We start from the raw sequence: 21,010 nt of genomic DNA on the forward strand, positions 1-21,010 counted from the left end.
TATCAGCTTTTGAAAGGAGACTAAGACGTTGAAGTATGCAACAGAAATTGATTTTTCATTTAATAATACTATGACAATATTTATTGATAATATTAAAGAAAATTCGGTGGTGCTTGAGTTTGGTCCGGCAAGTGGAAGACTTACCAGATATCTTAAAAATGAAAAAAATTGTAAAGTATATATTGTTGAGCTTGATGAAGAAGCTGGCTTGATAGCAGCAAAAGACGCAGAAGATTATGTTATTGGTGATATTCAGGATTATGAATGGACTAAAAAGTTTTCTGGAATAAAATTTGATTATATCCTGTTTGCAGATGTACTTGAGCATCTTACACAGGCGGAAAAAGTTGTAAAGGCTGCGGCAAAAATGCTTAAAGATGGTGGGAAAATGTGTATTTCTGTACCGAATATTGCCCATAATTCAGTTATAATTAATTTATTAAAAAATAGATTTGAGTATACTTCAACTGGAATAATGGACAATACGCATGTTCATTTTTATACAAAAGAATCTCTTGATGAGTTTGTTGATAAATGTGGTCTTTATATAGATAAGAGATATGCGACATATACACAAGTTGGTAAGAATGAATTTAAAAACAGTTATGATGATGTGGCATCGATGATAGCTGAGATGTTAAAGACAAGAAAGTATGGTGAAGTTTATCAGTATGTATATGTTATATCAAATATAAAGCCTGATAAAACAGAGGATTATATAAGGGAATATCAGGATTATATTTATGCACAGGCTTTTTTGGATTATGGCAAAAATATGTATGAAGAGTGCAAAAGGTGGGAGATACATGCAGATAAAGATAAATATATTTTTGAATTGTATGATATAAATAATGCTGTAAAATTGAGATTTGATCCTGAAAACTGTAAGTGTGGAATAAGGCTTGTAAAAGCAGTCGGCATAATCGGTGATACAGAGGAAAAGCTTGAATTTGACTCTTCCAATGCAATGTTTAATAATAATGACTTTTATTATTTTGAAAATGATGACAGTCAGATACATTTTAAATTATCAAAGAATCATTATGATAAGCTTGTAATAGAAATGGAATATGATGTCCTTGATGCTCTTGCTGGCGATTTGAAAAATTCAATTGTTGAAGAACAGGATATTGCAAAACATGAAAAAGAGAAGCTGGAGAACAAGATTAATGAACAAAAACAAATGATTAATGAGCAGACGGAAGATATTAATTTTAGAAAAGCATTTATTTCTAAGCCTTTGATTAATACATTATATAAATTATATTGCAAAAAAAATCATAGAGATGTAAAATAATAAATTGGTATAAAGTTGAAAGAAATGAGGACAGTTATGTCAAACAGAAAAAAGGTTGCAATTTTGAATCCATATGTAGCTACAAGAGGTGGCGGAGAGAAACATATGGGATATTTATGTCAGTTCATGGAAGAGTATTATAATTACGATGTTGACATTGACATTCTTGTATACAGTAATGAGGTGTTTGATGTAAATTCACCAGATTTTGTGACTATAGAAGATTTAAATGAACAGTTCAGTCTTAATCTTAAAAATACAAAAATAAGAAAATTGGATTTACTCCAGTATGTGCGTAACCACAAAGAGTATCTTGAGAATAAGAAAGCACTTGAAAAGGTTACAAAGGAATATGACTTGTTCATTAATTTTATGTTTTTAAGTAAGCATATTGGTAAAGCTAAGAAAAATGTATATGAAGTAATGTTCCCACCGCTCAGATACAGATGGGAATTAAATAAGACAATTTTTCATAAGCTATTTGGTGCATTTCTGGATGAGTTATATTACAGAAGTTATGATGTATATATAAGTAATTCAAAGTTCACAAACAGATGGCAGTCAGAATATTGGGGAGAGAGTTCAAAGAATCACGTTGTATATCCACCAGTATTCAGTGAAAATGAGATTGCAGGCAGATATGATGAGTCAAAAAAGAAAAATATTATTATAAGCGTAGGACGTTTCTTTGTTTCTGCCCACAGTAAGAAACAGCTTGAAATGGTACAGTTTTTTGTAAATAATCAGGATGTGTTTAAAGATTATGAATATCATCTTTGTGGAGTGGTATCGGATGATAAGGCAGATCAGGAATATCTTCAGAAAGTCAGAGAAGAGGCTGCAAAAGTTGATAATGTATTCATCCACCTTGCATGCAGCCATGATGAACTTATGGAATTGTATGGACAGGCTAAGATATTCTGGCATGGAACAGGTTATGGAGTTGATGAAGACAAAGAACCTGAGAAAATGGAGCATTTTGGAATTACTACAGTAGAGGCAATGAGTTTTGGAGCAGTACCTGTTGTAATTAACAAGGGCGGTCAGAAAGAGACTGTAAGCGAGGGAGTAAACGGCTTCAGATGGGATACAGAAGAAGAGTGCGTTAATAATACAAAGAAGCTTATAGAAGATGATAATTTGAGAAAGAAATTTGCTGAAAAGTCAGTTGAACTTGCAAATAATTATTCCATAGAAAAATTCTATGATGCCAACAGGAGAATATTCGATGAATACAAATTATGATGTGTCGGTTGTTATTATTAATTATAACAGTAAAAAGTACATTGACAATTTATTTGAATCATTAATTAAGTTGAAACACAGTGATTTTACATTCCAGATAGTAGTAGTAGATAATGCTTCAACTGATGATTCAATTGAATATCTTGAAAGCAGACATTTCGACGAATACATTCCGGTAAAAATAGTTAAGTCTGATGTAAACCGTGGATTTGCTGGTGGAAATAACTTTGGAGTAAAATATTCCGACAGTGAATATATAGTATTTTTGAACAATGATACAGCAGTAGATGAGATGTGGCTTGAAAATCTTTATCATTTTATAAGAGACAGAAAAGATTGTGTTATGGCAAATTCAAAGCTGTTATTCTTTTATGATTATATTCCGTTTACTTTTAAGACATCAGACAAGATTGAGCTTGAAAGAACTGTTAGGATAAACGAACATGACCAATATGCCGACGGGAAATTTATTGAGAATTGTCTCTGCGAAAAAGAAAAGCTTGTCTGCTTCGGACACACAAAGGTTCAGTTGCCTTTATTGGACAAGGACAAGGCACACACGTTTTTATTTAAGACAATCACATGGAATAACGAAACCGATGCGATAATTGCAAATGGTAAAGAATACAAGGCCGATGACAACGGAGTTATAAAAATAGAGTTATCGCAGGAAGATGTCAACAGACTTAAAGTTACATTGATTCAGAATGCGGGTTCCGGTTTTGATGATGTATACAATGGTTACGATATAGGTTTTTGCAAGCCTGACGGTGAAGAATATTCAAAGACTTACGAGCTTACAAATGGCTGCGGAGCGTCTATAATTATGAGAAAGAAAGATTTTGACGCATGCGGAGGTTTTGACGAACAGTTTTTCATGTATTATGAAGATACGGATTTGTCTTTTAGAATGAAAGCCGGTGGAGGAAAGATTATGTACTGTCCGGATTCAATCGTAAGACATATTCATACGGGAAGCAGCACAGAATGGTCTCCGTTCTTTACGTATCATGTATACAGAAACAAATTGTTGTTTTTATATAAGAATTTCAATAAAAAGCTGTTTTTTATGTATTTTATAAGACAGTATATTGACGGAATTAGAAGTAAGGATATTCAGAAAAAACGTGGTTGTAAAGATGCATATAAAATAGCATTCAAAAAAGAAAAAGGAATAACATATCAGGCGTAAAGCGTCTGAAAGGAGGAGCAAATGAAAGGGATTATTTTAGCTGGAGGAAGCGGAACAAGATTATATCCTCTCACAATGGTTACAAGTAAGCAGTTATTACCTGTATATGATAAGCCTATGATTTTTTATCCATTGTCTGTACTTATGATGGCAGGAATAAGAGAGATACTTATTATTTCTACACCTCAGGACTTACCTAACTTTGAAAGACTTTTTGGGGATGGAAGCGAGCTTGGACTTAAATTATCTTATAAGGTACAGCCATCACCGGATGGACTTGCTCAGGCATTTATACTTGGAGAAGAATTCATAGATGGGGATTCTTGTGCCATGGTTTTGGGCGATAACATATTCTATGGAAGTGGTCTGGGACAGCATTTAAGAGATGCGGCAGCAAAGGCTGACGGAGCTACTGTTTTTGGATATTACGTTGATGATCCGGAAAGATTCGGTATTGTAGAGTTTGATGAGAATGGTAAGGCGATATCAATTGAAGAAAAGCCTGAACATCCAAAGTCAAACTACTGTGTTACTGGACTTTATTTTTATGACAAAAATGTTGTTGAATATGCAAAACAGATTAAGCCGTCTGCAAGAGGTGAACTTGAGATAACGGATTTGAATAAGATTTATCTTGAAAAAGGCAAACTTGATGTTGTAACTCTCGGAAGAGGCTATGCATGGCTTGACACAGGAACTATGGATGCTCTTTCTGAGGCAACAGAATTTATTAAGGTTATAGAAAACAGACAGGGAATACAGATTTCTGCTATTGAGGAAATTGCATACAAGAATGGCTGGATTACAAAGGAACAGCTCGAAAAGCATGCTGTTAAGTATGGAAAGTCACCATATGGCAAGCATTTACAGAAAGTTGCAGAAGGAAAGATTAAGTATTAATACAATAAATGCAGAATAAGGAGATTTATTATGAAAATTATCGTTACTGGAGGAGCAGGATTTATAGGTGGAAATTTTGTTCATTATATGCTTGAAAAGCATCCTGAAGATTTTATTATTTGTCTTGATAAGCTTACATATGCAGGAAACATGGAAACTCTTGCAGATGTAATGGATAATAAGAATTTCAAATTTGTAAAGGCTGATATAGCTGACAGAGATGCAGTTTATGCACTCTTTGAAGAAGAAAAGCCTGACGTTGTTGTGAATTTTGCTGCAGAAAGCCATGTTGACCGTTCAATTGACAATCCGGGAATATTCTTACAGACAAATGTAATTGGTACAGGTGTTCTTCTTGATGCTTGCAGAAAGTACGGAATCAAGAGATATCATCAGGTATCAACTGATGAAGTGTATGGAGACCTTCCGTTAGACAGACCTGACCTCTTCTTCACAGAGGAGACACCAATCCACACATCAAGCCCGTATTCGGCTTCTAAGGCAAGTGCAGATTTGCTTGTAATGGCTTACCACAGAACATTCGGGATTCCTACAACTATTTCAAGATGTTCAAATAACTATGGTCCATATCATTTTCCTGAGAAGCTTATTCCATTAATGATTGCAAACGTACTTAATGACAAACCTGTACCTGTATATGGTAAGGGTGAAAATGTACGTGACTGGCTTTATGTAGAGGATCACTGCAGTGCTATTGATTTGATTATCAGAAACGGAAAAGTCGGTGAAGTATACAATATCGGTGGACATAACGAGAGAACAAATCTTCAGGTTGTTAAGACTGTACTTGCAGAACTTGGCAAGGGCGAAGAGATGATTACTTACGTTACTGATAGACCGGGACATGACAGAAGATATGCCATAGACCCTACTAAGATGCACAATGAATTAGGCTGGCTTCCTCAGACTAAGTTTGATGACGGTATAAAGAAGACTGTTAAATGGTATCTTGAGCACAGAGACTGGTGGGAACACATTATTTCAGGTGACTACCAGAATTACTATCAGAATATGTACGGCGACAGAGCACACAAATTTGAAAAGTAATTAAACCGATTGATTTGTTGCAGCAGAAAGGAATTCAGAAATGAAAGTTTTGGTTACGGGAGTTAAAGGACAACTTGGTTTTGACGTTGTTAATGAATTAAAAAAACGTGGACATACACCTATAGGTGTTGATGTTGACGATATGGACATAACAGATGCGGTGGCTGTTGAGAAAGTTATAACAGATGCTGCACCGGATGCTGTTATTCACTGTGCCGCATATACCGCTGTTGATAAGGCGGAGGATAATGAAGAAATATGCAGAAAAGTTAACGCATATGGAACGGAAAATATCGCTAAGGTCTGCAAAAAACTTGATTGTAAGATGATGTATATAAGCACAGATTATATATTTGACGGCGAAGGCACAAGACCTTGGGAACCTGACGATGCCGTAACAAAACCTCTTAACGTATACGGACAGACAAAGTACGAGGGCGAGCTTGCTGTAAGGGAAAATGTCTCAAAGTTCTTTATTGTGCGTATTGCATGGGTTTTTGGTGTAAACGGAAATAATTTTATAAAGACAATGTTAAAACTCGGAAAAGAGAGAGGTGCTGTAAAGGTTGTTAATGATCAGATTGGTTCGCCTACATATACAGCAGACCTTGCAGTCTTGCTCTGTGACATGATTGAAAGTGAAAAGTATGGAAACTATCATGCGACAAATGAAGGACTTTGCAGCTGGTATGATTTTGCATGTGAAATATTCAAGTGTGCGGGAATGGATGTTGATGTGACACCTGTTGCGGCAACAGAATTTCCTACTAAGGCAAAGAGACCTTACAACAGCAGACTTAATAAAGACAAACTCACCGAAAATGGATTTAACAAATTACCATCATGGCAGGATGCAACAAAGAGATATGTTGATATTCTGATGAGTCAGAATTCGTAAGTATTTGAAAGGAGCCGGTTATGGGCAAGATTAAAGTTTCAACTTGTGATATTGAAGGATTATATGTTATTGAGCCGACAGTGTTTGGTGACAAAAGAGGATATTTTATGGAGACATATAATCAGAATGATTTTAAGGAAGCGGGACTTGATATGGTATTCGTTCAGGATAACCAGTCAATGAGCACAAAAAATGTACTCAGAGGACTTCATTTCCAGATTAACCATCCGCAGGGAAAACTTGTAAGATGTATAAGAGGAAAGGTTTTCGATGTTGCCGTTGATATTCGTAAAGGTTCTAAGACATTCGGAAAATGGTTCGGCGTAGAACTTTCAGCAGAGAATAAAAAGCAGTTTTATATATCACCGGGATTTGCACACGGATTTGTAGTTCTCAGTGATGAGGCAGAGTTTGCATATAAGTGCACAGACTTTTATCATCCTAACGATGAGGGCGGTCTTGCGTGGAATGACCCTGAGATTGGCATAGAATGGCCTATCGATGATAAGACTGAGCTTAATATTTCTGATAAAGACCAGAAATGGGAAGGCATCGCAAGCCTTGACAAATGGTTTAAATAATAAATACCGGGAAAGATATGGTGAAGTATGGGGAAAAAGTTATATGGCCTGGTAGAAAAAATCGCCTTCTTTTTTCTTGGACTGCTGTTTAAGCTGATGAGAAAAGAGATGACACAACAGGTTAGAAATACATTTAGCGAGTTTATTAAATTTGGGCTTGTAGGTGTGTCAAATACCATTGTTTCGTATTGCCTGTATGCACTTTCACTGCAGATATTTTTAAAGTTAAATTTATTTCCGTCAACTGACTACATAATTGCAAACATTATTTCATTTCTTCTCAGTGTATTGTGGTCATTTTACTGGAACAACAAGTATGTGTTCAAGCTTAACGAGGGTGAACAAAGAAGTATATGGAAAGCTCTGTTAAAGACATATGTTTCTTATGGTTTTACGGGAATAATACTTAATAATATTCTGCTTGTTTTATGGGTACGTGTAATCGGCATCAATAAAATGTTAGCACCGATAATTAATCTTATAATTAATATTCCGATAAATTTCTTTATGAACAAATTGTGGGCTTTTGGTAAAAAAGACTAATGAATGTATAAGAAAGGATATTCCGATATGAAAAAGACAGCTTTGATTATGGCAGGAGGCAAAGGGGAGAGATTTTGGCCAAAGAGTCGTATTTCTCTTCCAAAACAGTTTTTATCACTTACAGACGATGGAAAGACAATGATACAGCTCACTGTGGAACGTATTCGTCCGCTTGTTGAGCTTGAAGACGTATATATTGCAACTAACAGTTTATATAAGAATCTTGTTTTGGATCAGTTACCGGGAATTCCAGAAGAAAATATTCTGTGTGAGCCTATAGGAAGAAATACAGCACCTTGTATAGGACTCGGGGCTGTTCATATCAACACAAAGTATGATGATGCTGTCATGATAGTGCTTCCTTCTGACCATCTTATCAAGAATAATGAGGTTTTTGCAGATACATTAAGTCGTGCAGCTGAAGTTGCACAGCAGGGTGAAAATCTTGTTACAGTCGGAATTACACCTAATTATCCGGAAACGGGATATGGATATATTCATTACGACAAAGAGACTAAGCTGGGCACTGCCAATGCGGTAAAACAGTTCGTTGAAAAGCCTGATATTGAACTTGCAAAACAATACCTTGCATCAGGTGAATATTTATGGAACAGCGGTATGTTTGTTTGGAAAGTGTCAACAATATTAGATAATTTCAAGAAATATATGCAGGATATATATGAAGGACTTGTTGTTATAAAGAATTCGATAGGAACAGCAGATTACGAATCTGTATTAAAAGATACATTTACTGCAATGCGTTCAGAATCAGTAGATTATGGAATCATGGAAAATGCGGAAAATATTTACAGTATACCGGGAGATTTCGGATGGGATGATGTCGGTTCATGGCTTGCAGTCGGAAGAATTAAGAAAAATGATGAAAATGGTAATGTTATAAACGGTAATGTGGTGTCTGTGTCATCAAAAAATTGTGTTATAGAAGCAAAAGACAAGCTTATTGCGGTTGTTGGTCTTGAAGATATAGTTGTTGTTGATACAGATGATGCAACTCTTGTATGTGATAAAGAACATGCTGGTGAAATTAAGAAAATTCTTGCAAAACTTCGCGAAGAAGGAAAGAATGAATACCTGTAATGTTTTTAAGCTGTTGACGTATTAAGACAATTCGTTTATAATCGACAATGTTTTGTCGATTGAAAAATAAGGAGAATATAGTAATGGAAACAACTGAAAAGTCAAACAGGCTGGCAAAAATTATAAGTACAGTTGTTGTTTTGGCGATTATAGCAGGACTCGAGTATTTGTTTTTTGCAAAAGTTTTGTTTAGCGATGCTTTAATTGGTGAAACAAACGATTCAAGATTGAATAACCTTTTGGTGGAACACTGGTTTCATGCATTTACCGGTAAAGAATCATTTAGTGTAGTAAATATATTTTACCCGATGCCGGACACTGTTGCTTTTACGGATATGCTTGTCGGATTTGCTATTCCGTACAGTATTCTGAGAGCATTTGGGATGAATATGTTCCTTGCAAATAAAATAGTTCTTATAGCATTTCATATTTTTGGCAGTTATACATTTTATTATCTGCTTAAAAGAAAATTTAAGATTGATAGTTTCTGGAGTCTTGTAGGAGTTGTTATTTTTTCTTATTCAAGTGCTTATTATGTCAGAATCGGGCATACACAGTTAATGGCTATAAGTCTTATACCTATTTTAATTATATTTATATATTCATTTTTTGAAAAATTTGAATCAAATAAAAAGAGAATCCTGTATGCAGTTCTTTCAATTACAACGTATGCACTTATCATGTACACAAGCTGGTATACAGCATTTTTTACAGCATTATTTTTTGTTACATTGATATTAACATATCTTATTGTATCATATTCAAATAAAAATCGTGTTTTAAAGGTTGTCTTTGAATATATAAAAACATGCTGGAAAGAGGTTGTGGCATATTGTATATATGCTATATGTATAGTAATTCCTTTTTTCAAACTTTATATTCCAGTCAGTAAAATGTTCGGAAAAAGAACATATGGTGAAATTGTAAGTCAGCTTCCTGAACTTATTGATTTCTTTAATGTTTCGACAGGAAACAGAATGCTTGGCTGGCTTATGGAAAAAATGAACCTTAACGGACGATATGAAACAAAAGGAATGTTTGTGTGGGAGCTCTATGTAGGCTTTTCTATTATAGTAATGGGACTTCTGGTATTTTTGTTCTTCTATATCAGAAGAAAATATTTAAAGCAGAAATACAGCCTTATTGAAAAGACGGGTGTTTATGATAATCAGGATATGACGCTTCGAGTTTCACTTATATATGCTGTGTTTGTTTCATTTTTACTGTTGGTTCAATCAAATGGTGCTTCACTTTGGCTTTTCGTTTATAAATTGTTTCCGGGTGCTTCGGCAATAAGAGCAGTTGTACGATATAATTTCTTTTTGACAATACCAGTTGCCATAGTTATTGCGGTTAATGGTTATAAAATATGCAGTGGATTTGAATGGAAAAAGGGCTTTGCAGTGGCAATACCTCTTGTTTTATCTGCATTAATATGGTATAGCAACAGCAATACTGTAGGAATTCAGTCAGATTGGAATATTTCTGAAGAAGAAAGACAGATAAGTACTGTTTCTGCTCCACCTGATGATTGCGAAGCTATGTATATTATAGATACTAAACCAGATTCACATACTTATTATGGAGAGAAATATTCATGGATTAGTTATCAACATTTTGCATGGGAAATATGTGAAAAGTATGATATTAAGAATTTGAATGGTTACTCAGGTCAGTTCCCGATAGGCTGGGTATTAAACAATGCCGATGATGTAAAAAATATTCATAAGTATGCTACAGATTGGATAGAGGGTACAAATGTAAGTTTAAAAGTATATTATTATGATATGGGAACAGATACATGGCATGAATATGTACCAGTAAAATAAGTAATAAATATTAAGAAATAACAAAGTTAGAAATCAGAAAGGTAAAGAAAAAATGAGTAACATGAATGAAAAAACATTGTCTATAGTGATTCCTTGCTATAACGAAGAAAACAGTATACTTGACCTTGTGAAAAAGGTGTTGGAATCACCTGTTCCTAACAAAGAAATCATCGTAGTAGATGACTGTTCAAAAGATGGAACAAGAACAGTTCTTGAAAGAGATGTAAAACCTCTTGTAAGCAAGATTGTTTATCATGAAGTTAATCAGGGTAAGGGTGGAGCTTTAAAGACTGGCTTTGCGGCTGCTACAGGTGACGTTGTGATTATTCAGGATGCTGACCTTGAATACGATCCAATGGAATATCCACAGGTTGTAAATCCTATATTTAATGATGAAGCTGATGTAGTATATGGTTCAAGATTTAAAGAATCTAAGATGAAAGGTTATCTTGCTAACAGAATGGCGAACTGGTTTCTTACAAAATTATCAAATCTTTTCACACATCTTAAATGTACAGATATGGAGACATGTTATAAGGCATTTAAACGTGAGATTATTCAGTCTGTTGATATTCAGGAAAAGAGATTTGGTTTTGAGCCTGAAATTACAGCCAAAGTAGCAAAAATGAATGTAAGATTTAAAGAAGTACCTATTTCATATTATCCAAGAACAAATGAAGAAGGTAAGAAGATTGGCTTCAGCGATGGCGTAAGAGCTATTTACTGCATTTGGAGATATAGAAAATAATGAAGTTATTAAATAAAGCTAACATAAAACAATTTATATCTTATTTCTTTGTTGGCGGTGTTGCTGCAATAGTTGAGTGGGTGATGTTCTTTATATTTGCAAATGTATTGCAGATAAATTATTTTGTTTCAACAGTAATTGCATTTATATTTTCAACGACAGCCAACTGGATATTAGGAAGAATAACAACATTTAAAGATAACAATACGTATAAAGATAAGAAAGCAAAAGAGGCTTTTCTTGTATTTGTTGTAAGTGCAATAGGATTGCTATTTAACCTCATTCTCATGTATCTTTTTGTTACTGTGATGGGATTTGACAGTTCGTTAGGCAAGACATTAAGTAAGATTGCAGCTACAGGTATTGTTTTTATATGGAATTTCCTTATAAGAAAACTTGTTATATATAAATAAATATATAGATGTGCGAATCCTCTGCTTTTGTAATAATCAAAGGTAGAGGATTTCTTTTGGAGATATTAATGAAAGACAAACAGATTAAAATCGAAAAGACTATATTTTATATGCTGTTACTAATGGTAATGGTATATAGGGGTGTTATTCTTTTTAAATATTCATTTTATTATGTTGATGATGACCAGGCATTGATGTGGTACGGAACTGTTTCGTTTGCTCATTTTGATTTTCATGAGCCATGTTTTTTTGGACAGTCATATGGAAGCATGATTGAATCACTGCTGGCAGTACCGTTTTATTTTCTTCATATACCGCTTAAAGTGGCACTTCCCGTTTCAACATTAATTTTTACAACACTGCCATTTTTATATCTGGGTATAAAAAGCCTTGAAAATAACAGAATGGTTGCAGCTTATATTATATTGTTTGTATATGGTGCTATGAGTTATGACTGGGATGTGCTTACATCTATTCCAAGGGCGTTCGTTGGAGGATTTATATTTGGAGTAATAGGTGGTGTGCTTATAAATGAAGAAGGTAAATGGTATAAATATCTCATAGCATCATATTGCATATATCTTGGGTACATTATAACAAATACAGTTGTTGCAATTGCAGGAATGTCATATCTTGCAATGGTTTTATATAATAAAATTGATAAAGATTTTATTAAAAAGCGTTTTCCGGGGCTGATAGCCGGTAATGTGCTTGGATTTATTACAGGGTACTTTATAAAAATGTTTTATGTAAATAATCCTGATTATAATCTTCATCCTGCTTATAATGCTGCGGTAAGTCTTGAAGTTTTAAGAGAAAATATTGCAGATTTTAATGAAATAGCAGGCTGGTTTACACCAGTGACCATAGGGGCGGTATGGATTATTGTAATGCTTGTGATTGTATGGATATGCATATACAGAGGTGCATTTAAGCCACTTATAATGACAGCGTTTGCCTTTTTTGGATTTATTGCTATACTGTCACTTGATAAAATGGAAGATTATATGCCGGGAACACTTTTATATGGCCAGCTTAGGATGCTGTTGTTTGTTCCGTACATGATTGCATTAGTCGTATTTTTGTGCTCATGTTATGATGAATCTGTGTGGAACAGAAAAAAGACATATGCGGGATGTATAGTTATGGTATTATGTTTTCTTGCAGTAATGGTCATAAAGAGTAATATAATAATAAAAGAAATTATCTCAGAAGACAGTGTTTTGTATAATTCAGAAGTTATAAATTTACAACAGTCAGATGACCTGATTGAAAATGCAAGAGAAGCAGGGCGGATAGCAGTTGAAAATAATTGTGATGTTGTGATTCAGGTTGATGATAATAAAGCGTTTGGATATATATGTGCCGCATTGAATTATAATAAATTTGTTCAATATAATGCAGAATATGACAGAAGGACGTGGGTATATCACAATATGCAGCATCTGGGAAATTTCAGATGTCTTCTCGTAAAATATAACAGCGATGACGGATTATCGACAGAAGTTGTAGAAATATATGATGAGCCTGTGACACAATGGCTTTACGATAATATGGGATTAACAAGAAATAATTAAAAGTTTAAACTACTTTATCAAAAGCTATTTGTATAAGTTTAACAAAAAAACTCGATAAAATTTGATAAAAGTGTTGAAGAATTAATTTTATTTTGATAAAATAATTCAAGTGGTTTTTTATTAATAAATATAACTTTAAGAAAAGAGGTATATGATGAAGATAGCAGTTGTAGGAACAGGATATGTTGGCCTTGTAACAGGAGCTTGTCTTTCGGACTTAGGAAATAACGTATGGTGCGTTGATGTTAATGAAGAAAAGATTAACGCATTAAAGAATGGAGAAATTCCGATTTACGAACCGGGACTTGAAGATCTTGTTATGAACAACTTTAAGGCGGGAACTTTAAAGTTCACAACAAAGATTCATCAGGCACTTGCTGATTCAGATATATGTTTTATAGCAGTTGGTACACCTATGGGTGAAGACGGAAGTGCAGATTTACATTATGTATTAGGCGTTGCGGAAAGCATAGGACAGTACATGGATCATCATATGTATATTATAGATAAATCAACAGTTCCTGTTGGTACAGCACAGAAGGTACGTGCAAAGGTTCAGGAAGAACTTGACAAGAGAGGAAGCAGTCTTACATTTGATGTTATCTCTAATCCTGAATTCTTAAAAGAAGGTACAGCTATTTCTGACTGCCAGAGACCTGACAGAATTGTTATTGGTACAGATAATGATAATGCAGCAAAGGTAATGAAAGAACTTTATCTTCCACTTGTACGTAACAATGAAAATATTATTTTTATGGATATTGCAAGTGCAGAGATGACAAAGTATACAGCTAATGCAATGCTTGCAACAAAGATTTCATTCATGAATGAGATTTCAAATATCTGTGAGAGAGTTGGAGCTGACGTTAACAAGGTTCGTCTTGGTATTGGTTCAGATAAGAGAATTGGTTATTCATTCATTTATCCAGGCTGTGGATACGGCGGAAGCTGCTTCCCTAAAGATGTTCAGGCACTTATTAAGACAAGCAAGGATTTTGGCTATACAACAAAGATTCTTAATGCTGTAGAGGAAGTAAACTTTGAACAGAAGCATGTAATTCCAAGAAAGGTTGTAGAGCGTTTCGGCGAAGACCTTACAGGAAAGACATTTGCAATATGGGGACTTGCATTTAAGCCTGATACAGATGATATGAGACAGGCAGCAGCCATCACAATCATCAATGAACTTACAAAGCGTGGTGCAAAAGTTAAGGCTTATGACCCTAAGGCAGAAAAAGAAGCAAGAGTATGCTACCTTAAAGATAATAAGAATGTTGAATACTGTGACAGCAAGTATACTGTACTTGTAGATGCAGATGCAATGATTCTTGTAACAGAATGGAAAGAGTTCAGACAGCCGGATTTCATTGAAATCAAGAAGAGACTTAAAAATCCTGTTATATTTGACGGACGTAACCAGTTTGATGCACACAGCCTTTCTGATAAAGGATTTGAATATTACCAGATTGGTGTCAGCAGCAAGTTAAATAAATAATAATATTACAAAATGCGGCTGCTTTATGGCAGCTGCAATTTTGGGATGGAGATTAAAATGAAAAGAATATTAGTTACAGGCGGAGCGGGATTCTTAGGCTCTAACCTCTGTAAAAGACTTATAAAAGAAGGCAACCATGTAATCTGTGTTGACAACCTTTACACAGGCCGTATGGTAAATGTTGAAGAACTTATGGATAATCCTGAGTTTGAATTTATCAACCATAATATAATTGAGCCGCTTGATATAGACAATCTTGATGAGATTTACAATCTTGCATGCCCTGCAAGCCCTCCACATTATCAGAAGTCACCAACATATACAACTAAAACATGTGTACTTGGTATTCTTAATATGCTTGAACTTGCAACAAAGAATAATGCAAAGATTATGCAGTTCTCAACAAGTGAGGTTTATGGAGATCCTTTCGTACATCCACAGGTTGAGACATACAGAGGAAATGTTAATCCAATCGGTATCCGTTCATGTTATGATGAAGGAAAGAGAGTTGCGGAAACACTCTGTTTCGATTATAACAGGGAATTCGGAACAAGAATCAAGGTTATAAGAATATTTAACACATACGGACCTATGATGGATCCTAAAGATGGCCGAGTGGTTTCTAATTTCATTATTCAGGCACTTAAAGGAGAGGATATTACTATATACGGTGATGGTTCACAGACACGTTCATTCTGTTATGTTGACGACCTTATTGAAGGTATTGTAAGAATGATGGCGTCAAGAGAAGATTTCTTAGGACCTGTAAATCTTGGTAATCCTGGAGAATTCACAATCCGTGAACTTGCAGAAATCGTACTTGAGATGGTAGACACAAAATCAAAGCTTGTATGCATGGATTTACCAAAGGATGATCCTACACAGAGAAAGCCTGATATAACAGTTGCAGGAAGAGAGCTTAACGGATGGGCACCTAAGATTTCGTTAAGAGAAGGTCTTGTTCCTACAATAGAGTATTTTAAGAAGACAATCTAAAGGGATGGTTAATGCCTGATGGTTATTTTATATAACTGTCAGGTGTTTTTTGTTGCGTAAATTTTCCATTTGAGTTAAAATAATCTAATGTATTAAAACAGATTAATTATAATGGAGAAAAAAATGGAGAAAACATTAAAGTTATTTGTACCGGGCAGATTATGCCTTTTTGGGGAACACAGTGACTGGGCAAGTCTTCATAGAGTTATGAATTCTGCAATTGTGCCGGGACATGCAATAGTTACGGGAGTTGAACAGGGAATTTACGCAACTGTTTCAATGGCAGATAAATTTATAGTTGAAAGCGAACTTGCAAGCTTTAAAAATGAATCATTTGAGTGTGAGATGGATTCAAAAAAGCTTAGAGAAACAGCACAGGAAGGTGGATTTTTTTCGTATGTTGCAGGAGTCGCATCTTATGTTATAGACCATTACAGGGTAAAAGGATTAAGAATTCATATCGACGAGATGGATCTTCCTATTAAGAGCGGTCTTTCTTCAAGTGCGGCTATATGTGTTCTTGTTGCGAGAGCTTTCAATGAAATGTATGAACTTCAGTTAAACACAATGGGGGAAATGAATATAGCATTTTACGGAGAACAGAGAACACCATCAAGATGCGGAAGACTTGACCAGGCATGTGCATTCGGCGTTATGCCTGTAAATATGACATTTGACGGAAACGAAGTTTTTGTTGACAAGATAAAAGTAAAGAAACCGTTATACTGGGTATTTTCGGAGCTTAACGGAAGCAAGGATACGGTAAAAATTCTTTCTGACTTAAACAAATGTTATCCTTTTGCCGAGACAGAAATCGAAAAGAACGTGCAAAAGGCATTGGGAATCGAAAATGAAAAGCTCATAGCAAAAGCAACCAAAGCTATCGAGAGCGGAGATGCAGAGCAGGTTGGGTCATTGATGGTTGAGGCACAAAATATGTTTGACAGTATGGTTGCTCCGGCTTCTCCCAAAGAACTTGCTGCACCTCAGCTTCACAAGGTACTTAATGACGAAAATATAAAGAAATACACATATGGTGCAAAAGGTGTCGGCTCACAGGGCGATGGTTCTGTCCAGTTCTTGGCAAAAGATGAGCAGTCACAGGCCGAATTGATAAAATATATCAAAGACGAATATAACATGGATGGCTTTACATTGACGCTCAAGCCTGAGAAGAAGGTAAGAAAAGCCATAATTCCTGTTGCGGGCTTCGGTACAAGACTTTATCCTGAGACGAGAGCGATAAAGAAAGAATTTTTCCCGATTATTGATAAAGATGGTTATGTAAAGCCTGTGATTATGAATCTTTTGGAACAGTTAGAGGCATCAGGAATAGAAGAGATATGTCTTGTGATAGGAGAAGAAGAACAGTCACAGTATGATGCATTTTTCAGTCCTCTTTCTCAGGAGCATATCAGCAAGCTGTCAGAAGAAAAACGTGCATATGAGGAGAAGATTCTTGAGATTGGCAAGAAAATAACATATGTATATCAGAAAGAGCGTAAAGGATTTGGACATGCTGTATATCAGTGTCGTGAATTTGCTGGCAATGAACCGGTTCTGCTTCTTTTAGGGGATATGATATATCAGTCATTTGAAGAGCGAACATGCAGCCTTCAGCTTATCGAGGCATATGAGGAGTGCGGGAAAACAATGATTTCTATGCAGGACGTTCCGCTTGAGAAAGTTTCCCGTTATGGTATTATGTGTGGAAAATGGGAAAACAGCAATGAGAATCTTCTTAAAATAACACAGATGGTAGAAAAACCGGATGTCAATTATGCAAAAGATTGTCTGAGAGTAAAGACGAAGAATGATGGGGATAAGTATTATTGTGCATATGGTCAGTATATTCTTACTCCTGAAGTGTTTGAAGTTCTTGAGTACAATATTGACAATAATATTACAACAAAGGGAGAAATCCAGCTCACAGACGCATTGGATAAGGTGAGAGAAACATCGGGAATCATGGGCTTTGTATTTAACGGCAAAGTATTTGATGTCGGAACGCCTGAGATGTATCGTGATACAATTATGAATTACGGAATGTAGACATATATAAGATATGAGGGATGTTATTAGGAGGAAGTTATGGCATTTGCTTCAACAGGTTTTTTGATTTTCCTTCTTGTGGGAGTAATCGTATATTACCTGATACCAAAAAAATTTCAATGGATTTGGCTTTTGATTTTAAGCTATTATTTTTATATGTGTTCGGGTGTAAAAACGCTAGGGTTGATTATTACGACGACAATAACAACATTTTTGGGCGGAATATGGCTTGAAGATATTACATTAAAAAGAGACGAATGGCTTAAAGAACATAAAGCGGACATGTCTTCAGAAGAAAAAAAGGCATATAAGGCGAAGACGAAAAAATACAAAAGGCTCATTCTTGCATTGATTCTTGTAATTAACTTCGGAATCCTTGCAGTTATAAAATACTACGGATTTACGGTAGACAACATAAACGCGTTGCTGTCAGGTGTATTTCATATGAATGTCGGGCTTAAAAGATTTGATTTTCTTTTGCCGCTCGGAATATCATTTTATACATTCCAGTCAATGGGTTACATTATTGATATGTACCAGGGAAAATATAAGGCTGACAGGAATTTGTTTAAGTTCGCACTGTTTGTCTCATATTTTCCGCAGATACTTCAGGGACCTATCGGAAGATACAACCGTCTTGCACATCAGTTTTTTGAGAAGCATGAATTTGACTTGGTGAGAATCCAGCACGGTTTACAGCTTATGGCGTGGGGATTTTTCAAGAAAATGGTACTTGCAGACAGAGCCGCACTTATTGTTGAAGAAGTATTCAGATATGTTCATCTTTACCACGGATTTACCGTGTTGTTCGGTGTTTTGGCATATACATTGCAACTGTATGCCGATTTCTCGGGCGGAATGGATATTGTAATGGGTGCGTCCGAAATGTTTGGCGTAAAGCTCGACCAGAATTTCAAACAGCCGTTTTTCTCAAATTCAATATCGGATTTCTGGCACCGTTGGCATATAACACTCGGAACATGGATGAAAGATTATATATTCTATCCGTTTTCACTGTCGAAGGCAATGAACAAATTCGGTAAATTCACGAAAAAAGTTTTTGGAAATACAGTGGGAAGATGTCTTCCTATATGCCTTGCGAACCTGCTTATCTTCTTTATAGTAGGTGTATGGCACGGTGCACAGTGGAAGTATATAGCATATGGTTTTTATAACGGATTTCTGATTGCCGCAAGCAATTTATTTGAGCCGTTATATCCTAAGATATTTAAGGCTCTTCATATTAACAATGAAGGTCGTGCATGGAAACTTGTACGCATATTAAGGACATTTGTGCTTGTTGTTATAAGCTTTTATTTTGATGTCTGTGAAAGCCTTTATGCAGCATTATATATGATGAGAAGCACGGTTACGGGATTTACTTTCAAGACATTTACCGATGGTTCATTGCTTAAATTAGGAGTGGACTATTATGGGATGTGCATTATATTTGTTGGATGTGTAATATGGTTTATAGTAAGCCTGTTAAAAGAAAAAGGAATAGATATAAGAGAAGCACTTGACAGAAAACCATGGATTGTAAGATGGGCTGTATATGGTGCATTGATTGTAGCAATACCGGTATTTGGAAAGGTAAGTAATACGATAGGAGGCTTTATGTATGCACAGTTCTGATGACAAAAAGAAGAAATTTTTTGCATGGATGAGAGTAGTTTTATTTATGCTTTGTCTCATTGCTGTATGTTCGATATTAAAGTTTGCGATTATGCCACCAAGTTATGCAAGAGTTATAATTCATACAATGAATGACAAAGATGAGAATTATGATACTATTGTATTGGGAGCATCACATGGAAGAAGTGCTATTAATCCATATAAGCTTGATGAAAAGCTGAGTTGCAATTCGTTAAATGTGTGTATTCCAAATGAGACGATAAAGGATTCATATTATCTTTTACAGGAAGCGGCAAGGACAAATGACATAAAAACGGTCATACTTGATATTGATTATCAATATTGGTATGGGTTGAAAGAAAATAATTATTTTTCGACATTTATATATGATCAGCTTAGTTTGTCGTCTGTTAAAGCAAAATATTTTACAGATAATCTTCTGGATGAGGATTTCAGAGTGGCATTGACACGCTGGGCAGGATACAGTTATCTTATTAAAAATGCAAAGAGCAATCTTAAAACAAAGTTGACTAAAGATTATTTTGATTATAGCATAGAGTGCGTTGATAACAGAGATGGCGGTGGACCGTATCTTGGCAAAGGATTTTTTTATCGTCAGAAACTTGATGAGGATAGCGGATTTGGTGAGTTTAAGGCAATTTCGTTTGATGCTGATGGTGTTGACAAAGAGACGGTCGAGATTTTTAGAAAGATAGTAAAATATTGTAAAGACAAAAATATAAGACTTGTATGTGCCACATCTCCAATAACACCATCTATGCTTACATGCGGTGATTATGGAAAGGTTACAGAATATTTTACATCATTATGTGAAGAACAGGATGTTGAATATTATGATTTTAATCTAATAAAAGACGATGTGCTTGATTTTGAAGATACAGATTATGTTGATTATGACGGACATATGGTTGGTGAGCTTGCTGACAGGTACTCCCATGTTCTGGGAGATGTTATTAGCAGAACGCAGGAATATTATGGCAAAGAATCTTCGGAAGTAGAAAGTGTAGTATCAGATTCGTTTTATGCTTCATATGATGAAATGTCAAAAAACATGAATTATGTTCAGCTTGCTGATATGAAGGTTGAACCAATAAAACTTGATAATGGTGGGTATGCAGTTAATATAAATGCAATACTTGACGGAGGTAAGAATGTTACTCCGGAATGCCGTGTTGTTATAAAGAGCATGGATACCAAAAAAATTCTATACGACAGTGGATATAGTGATAATATGCAGTATCATTATGAGTTTGATGATGAAATATATATTGCGATAAATGTGTATGGAAGAAATAAAGGAAGCAGTGAAGAATATGAAGCAAAATCAAAGACAAAAAAGATTTTGTTAAATGATGAAACTGTAAATAAGTATCTTACTAAAAAGAAACCTTCAAATTAATTGTAAGCATCAAATTAATAAAA

The 21,010-nt window shown here is 35.0% G+C and carries 18 protein-coding genes; all 18 read left to right on the forward strand.

Annotation, left to right across the window (positions count from 1 at the left end):
* The first annotated feature begins 28 nt into the window (after window positions 1-28).
* The 18 genes from H8S01_RS10490 to H8S01_RS10575 all read left to right on the forward strand — a co-directional run bounded on the left by H8S01_RS10490 (window position 29) and on the right by H8S01_RS10575 (window position 20,987).
* Complete coding sequence (locus tag H8S01_RS10490; RefSeq protein ID WP_186837162.1) at window positions 29-1,297, forward strand: class I SAM-dependent methyltransferase; 1,269 nt, start codon at window positions 29-31, stop codon at window positions 1,295-1,297.
* Between the two features lie 36 nt (window positions 1,298-1,333).
* Window positions 1,334-2,542, forward strand: a complete 1,209-nt coding sequence (locus tag H8S01_RS10495) for a glycosyltransferase (protein WP_186837163.1) — start codon at window positions 1,334-1,336, stop codon at window positions 2,540-2,542.
* Complete coding sequence (locus H8S01_RS10500; protein WP_186837164.1) at window positions 2,526-3,734, forward strand: glycosyltransferase family 2 protein; 1,209 nt, start codon at window positions 2,526-2,528, stop codon at window positions 3,732-3,734. The genes H8S01_RS10495 and H8S01_RS10500 overlap by 17 nt, the downstream gene beginning before the upstream one ends.
* 21 nt (window positions 3,735-3,755) lie before the next feature.
* The gene (gene rfbA, locus H8S01_RS10505; protein WP_186837165.1) at window positions 3,756-4,634 is read left to right on the forward strand and encodes a glucose-1-phosphate thymidylyltransferase RfbA; all 879 of its coding nucleotides are present in this window, start codon (window positions 3,756-3,758) and stop codon (window positions 4,632-4,634) included.
* 30 nt (window positions 4,635-4,664) lie between these two features.
* Window positions 4,665-5,702 (forward strand): dTDP-glucose 4,6-dehydratase, encoded by a 1,038-nt coding sequence (gene rfbB / locus H8S01_RS10510; protein WP_186837166.1) that lies wholly within the window; start codon window positions 4,665-4,667, stop codon window positions 5,700-5,702.
* A 40-nt stretch (window positions 5,703-5,742) separates the two neighbouring features.
* Complete coding sequence (rfbD, locus tag H8S01_RS10515; RefSeq protein ID WP_186837167.1) at window positions 5,743-6,600, forward strand: dTDP-4-dehydrorhamnose reductase; 858 nt, start codon at window positions 5,743-5,745, stop codon at window positions 6,598-6,600.
* 20 nt (window positions 6,601-6,620) lie between these two features.
* Window positions 6,621-7,181, forward strand: a complete 561-nt coding sequence (gene rfbC, locus H8S01_RS10520) for a dTDP-4-dehydrorhamnose 3,5-epimerase (RefSeq protein WP_186837168.1) — start codon at window positions 6,621-6,623, stop codon at window positions 7,179-7,181.
* 27 nt (window positions 7,182-7,208) lie between these two features.
* The gene (locus tag H8S01_RS10525; protein WP_243204344.1) at window positions 7,209-7,724 is read left to right on the forward strand and encodes a GtrA family protein; all 516 of its coding nucleotides are present in this window, start codon (window positions 7,209-7,211) and stop codon (window positions 7,722-7,724) included.
* Window positions 7,725-7,751: 27 nt separating this feature from the next.
* Window positions 7,752-8,822 carry a mannose-1-phosphate guanylyltransferase gene (locus tag H8S01_RS10530; protein WP_186837169.1) on the forward strand — a complete coding sequence of 357 codons (1,071 nt, stop codon included), beginning with the start codon at window positions 7,752-7,754 and terminating at the stop codon, window positions 8,820-8,822.
* Window positions 8,823-8,905: 83 nt separating this feature from the next.
* Window positions 8,906-10,651 (forward strand): hypothetical protein, encoded by a 1,746-nt coding sequence (locus tag H8S01_RS10535; RefSeq protein WP_186837170.1) that lies wholly within the window; start codon window positions 8,906-8,908, stop codon window positions 10,649-10,651.
* Between the two features lie 52 nt (window positions 10,652-10,703).
* Window positions 10,704-11,399 carry a glycosyltransferase family 2 protein gene (locus H8S01_RS10540; RefSeq protein WP_207723052.1) on the forward strand — a complete coding sequence of 232 codons (696 nt, stop codon included), beginning with the start codon at window positions 10,704-10,706 and terminating at the stop codon, window positions 11,397-11,399.
* Window positions 11,399-11,812, forward strand: a complete 414-nt coding sequence (locus H8S01_RS10545; protein ID WP_186837171.1) for a GtrA family protein — start codon at window positions 11,399-11,401, stop codon at window positions 11,810-11,812. Before H8S01_RS10540 ends, H8S01_RS10545 begins: the two co-directional genes overlap by 1 nt.
* Window positions 11,813-11,880: 68 nt before the next feature.
* Window positions 11,881-13,389 carry a hypothetical protein gene (locus H8S01_RS10550; protein WP_186837172.1) on the forward strand — a complete coding sequence of 503 codons (1,509 nt, stop codon included), beginning with the start codon at window positions 11,881-11,883 and terminating at the stop codon, window positions 13,387-13,389.
* A gap of 151 nt (window positions 13,390-13,540) precedes the next feature.
* Complete coding sequence (locus H8S01_RS10555) at window positions 13,541-14,884, forward strand: UDP-glucose dehydrogenase family protein (RefSeq protein ID WP_243204345.1); 1,344 nt, start codon at window positions 13,541-13,543, stop codon at window positions 14,882-14,884.
* A 57-nt stretch (window positions 14,885-14,941) separates the two neighbouring features.
* Window positions 14,942-15,880, forward strand: a complete 939-nt coding sequence (locus H8S01_RS10560; protein ID WP_186837173.1) for a UDP-glucuronic acid decarboxylase family protein — start codon at window positions 14,942-14,944, stop codon at window positions 15,878-15,880.
* A 123-nt stretch (window positions 15,881-16,003) separates the two neighbouring features.
* Window positions 16,004-17,932: a sugar phosphate nucleotidyltransferase gene (locus H8S01_RS10565; protein WP_186837174.1), complete on the forward strand. Its 1,929-nt coding sequence runs from the start codon at window positions 16,004-16,006 to the stop codon at window positions 17,930-17,932.
* A gap of 39 nt (window positions 17,933-17,971) precedes the next feature.
* The gene (locus H8S01_RS10570) at window positions 17,972-19,567 is read left to right on the forward strand and encodes an MBOAT family O-acyltransferase (protein WP_186837175.1); all 1,596 of its coding nucleotides are present in this window, start codon (window positions 17,972-17,974) and stop codon (window positions 19,565-19,567) included.
* Window positions 19,554-20,987, forward strand: a complete 1,434-nt coding sequence (locus H8S01_RS10575; protein ID WP_186837176.1) for a hypothetical protein — start codon at window positions 19,554-19,556, stop codon at window positions 20,985-20,987. Before H8S01_RS10570 ends, H8S01_RS10575 begins: the two co-directional genes overlap by 14 nt.
* Window positions 20,988-21,010: the final 23 nt, after the last annotated feature.

It is taken from the genome of Lachnospira hominis (ex Liu et al. 2021), assembly GCF_014287955.1.
Taxonomy (GTDB): domain Bacteria; phylum Bacillota; class Clostridia; order Lachnospirales; family Lachnospiraceae; genus Lachnospira; species Lachnospira hominis.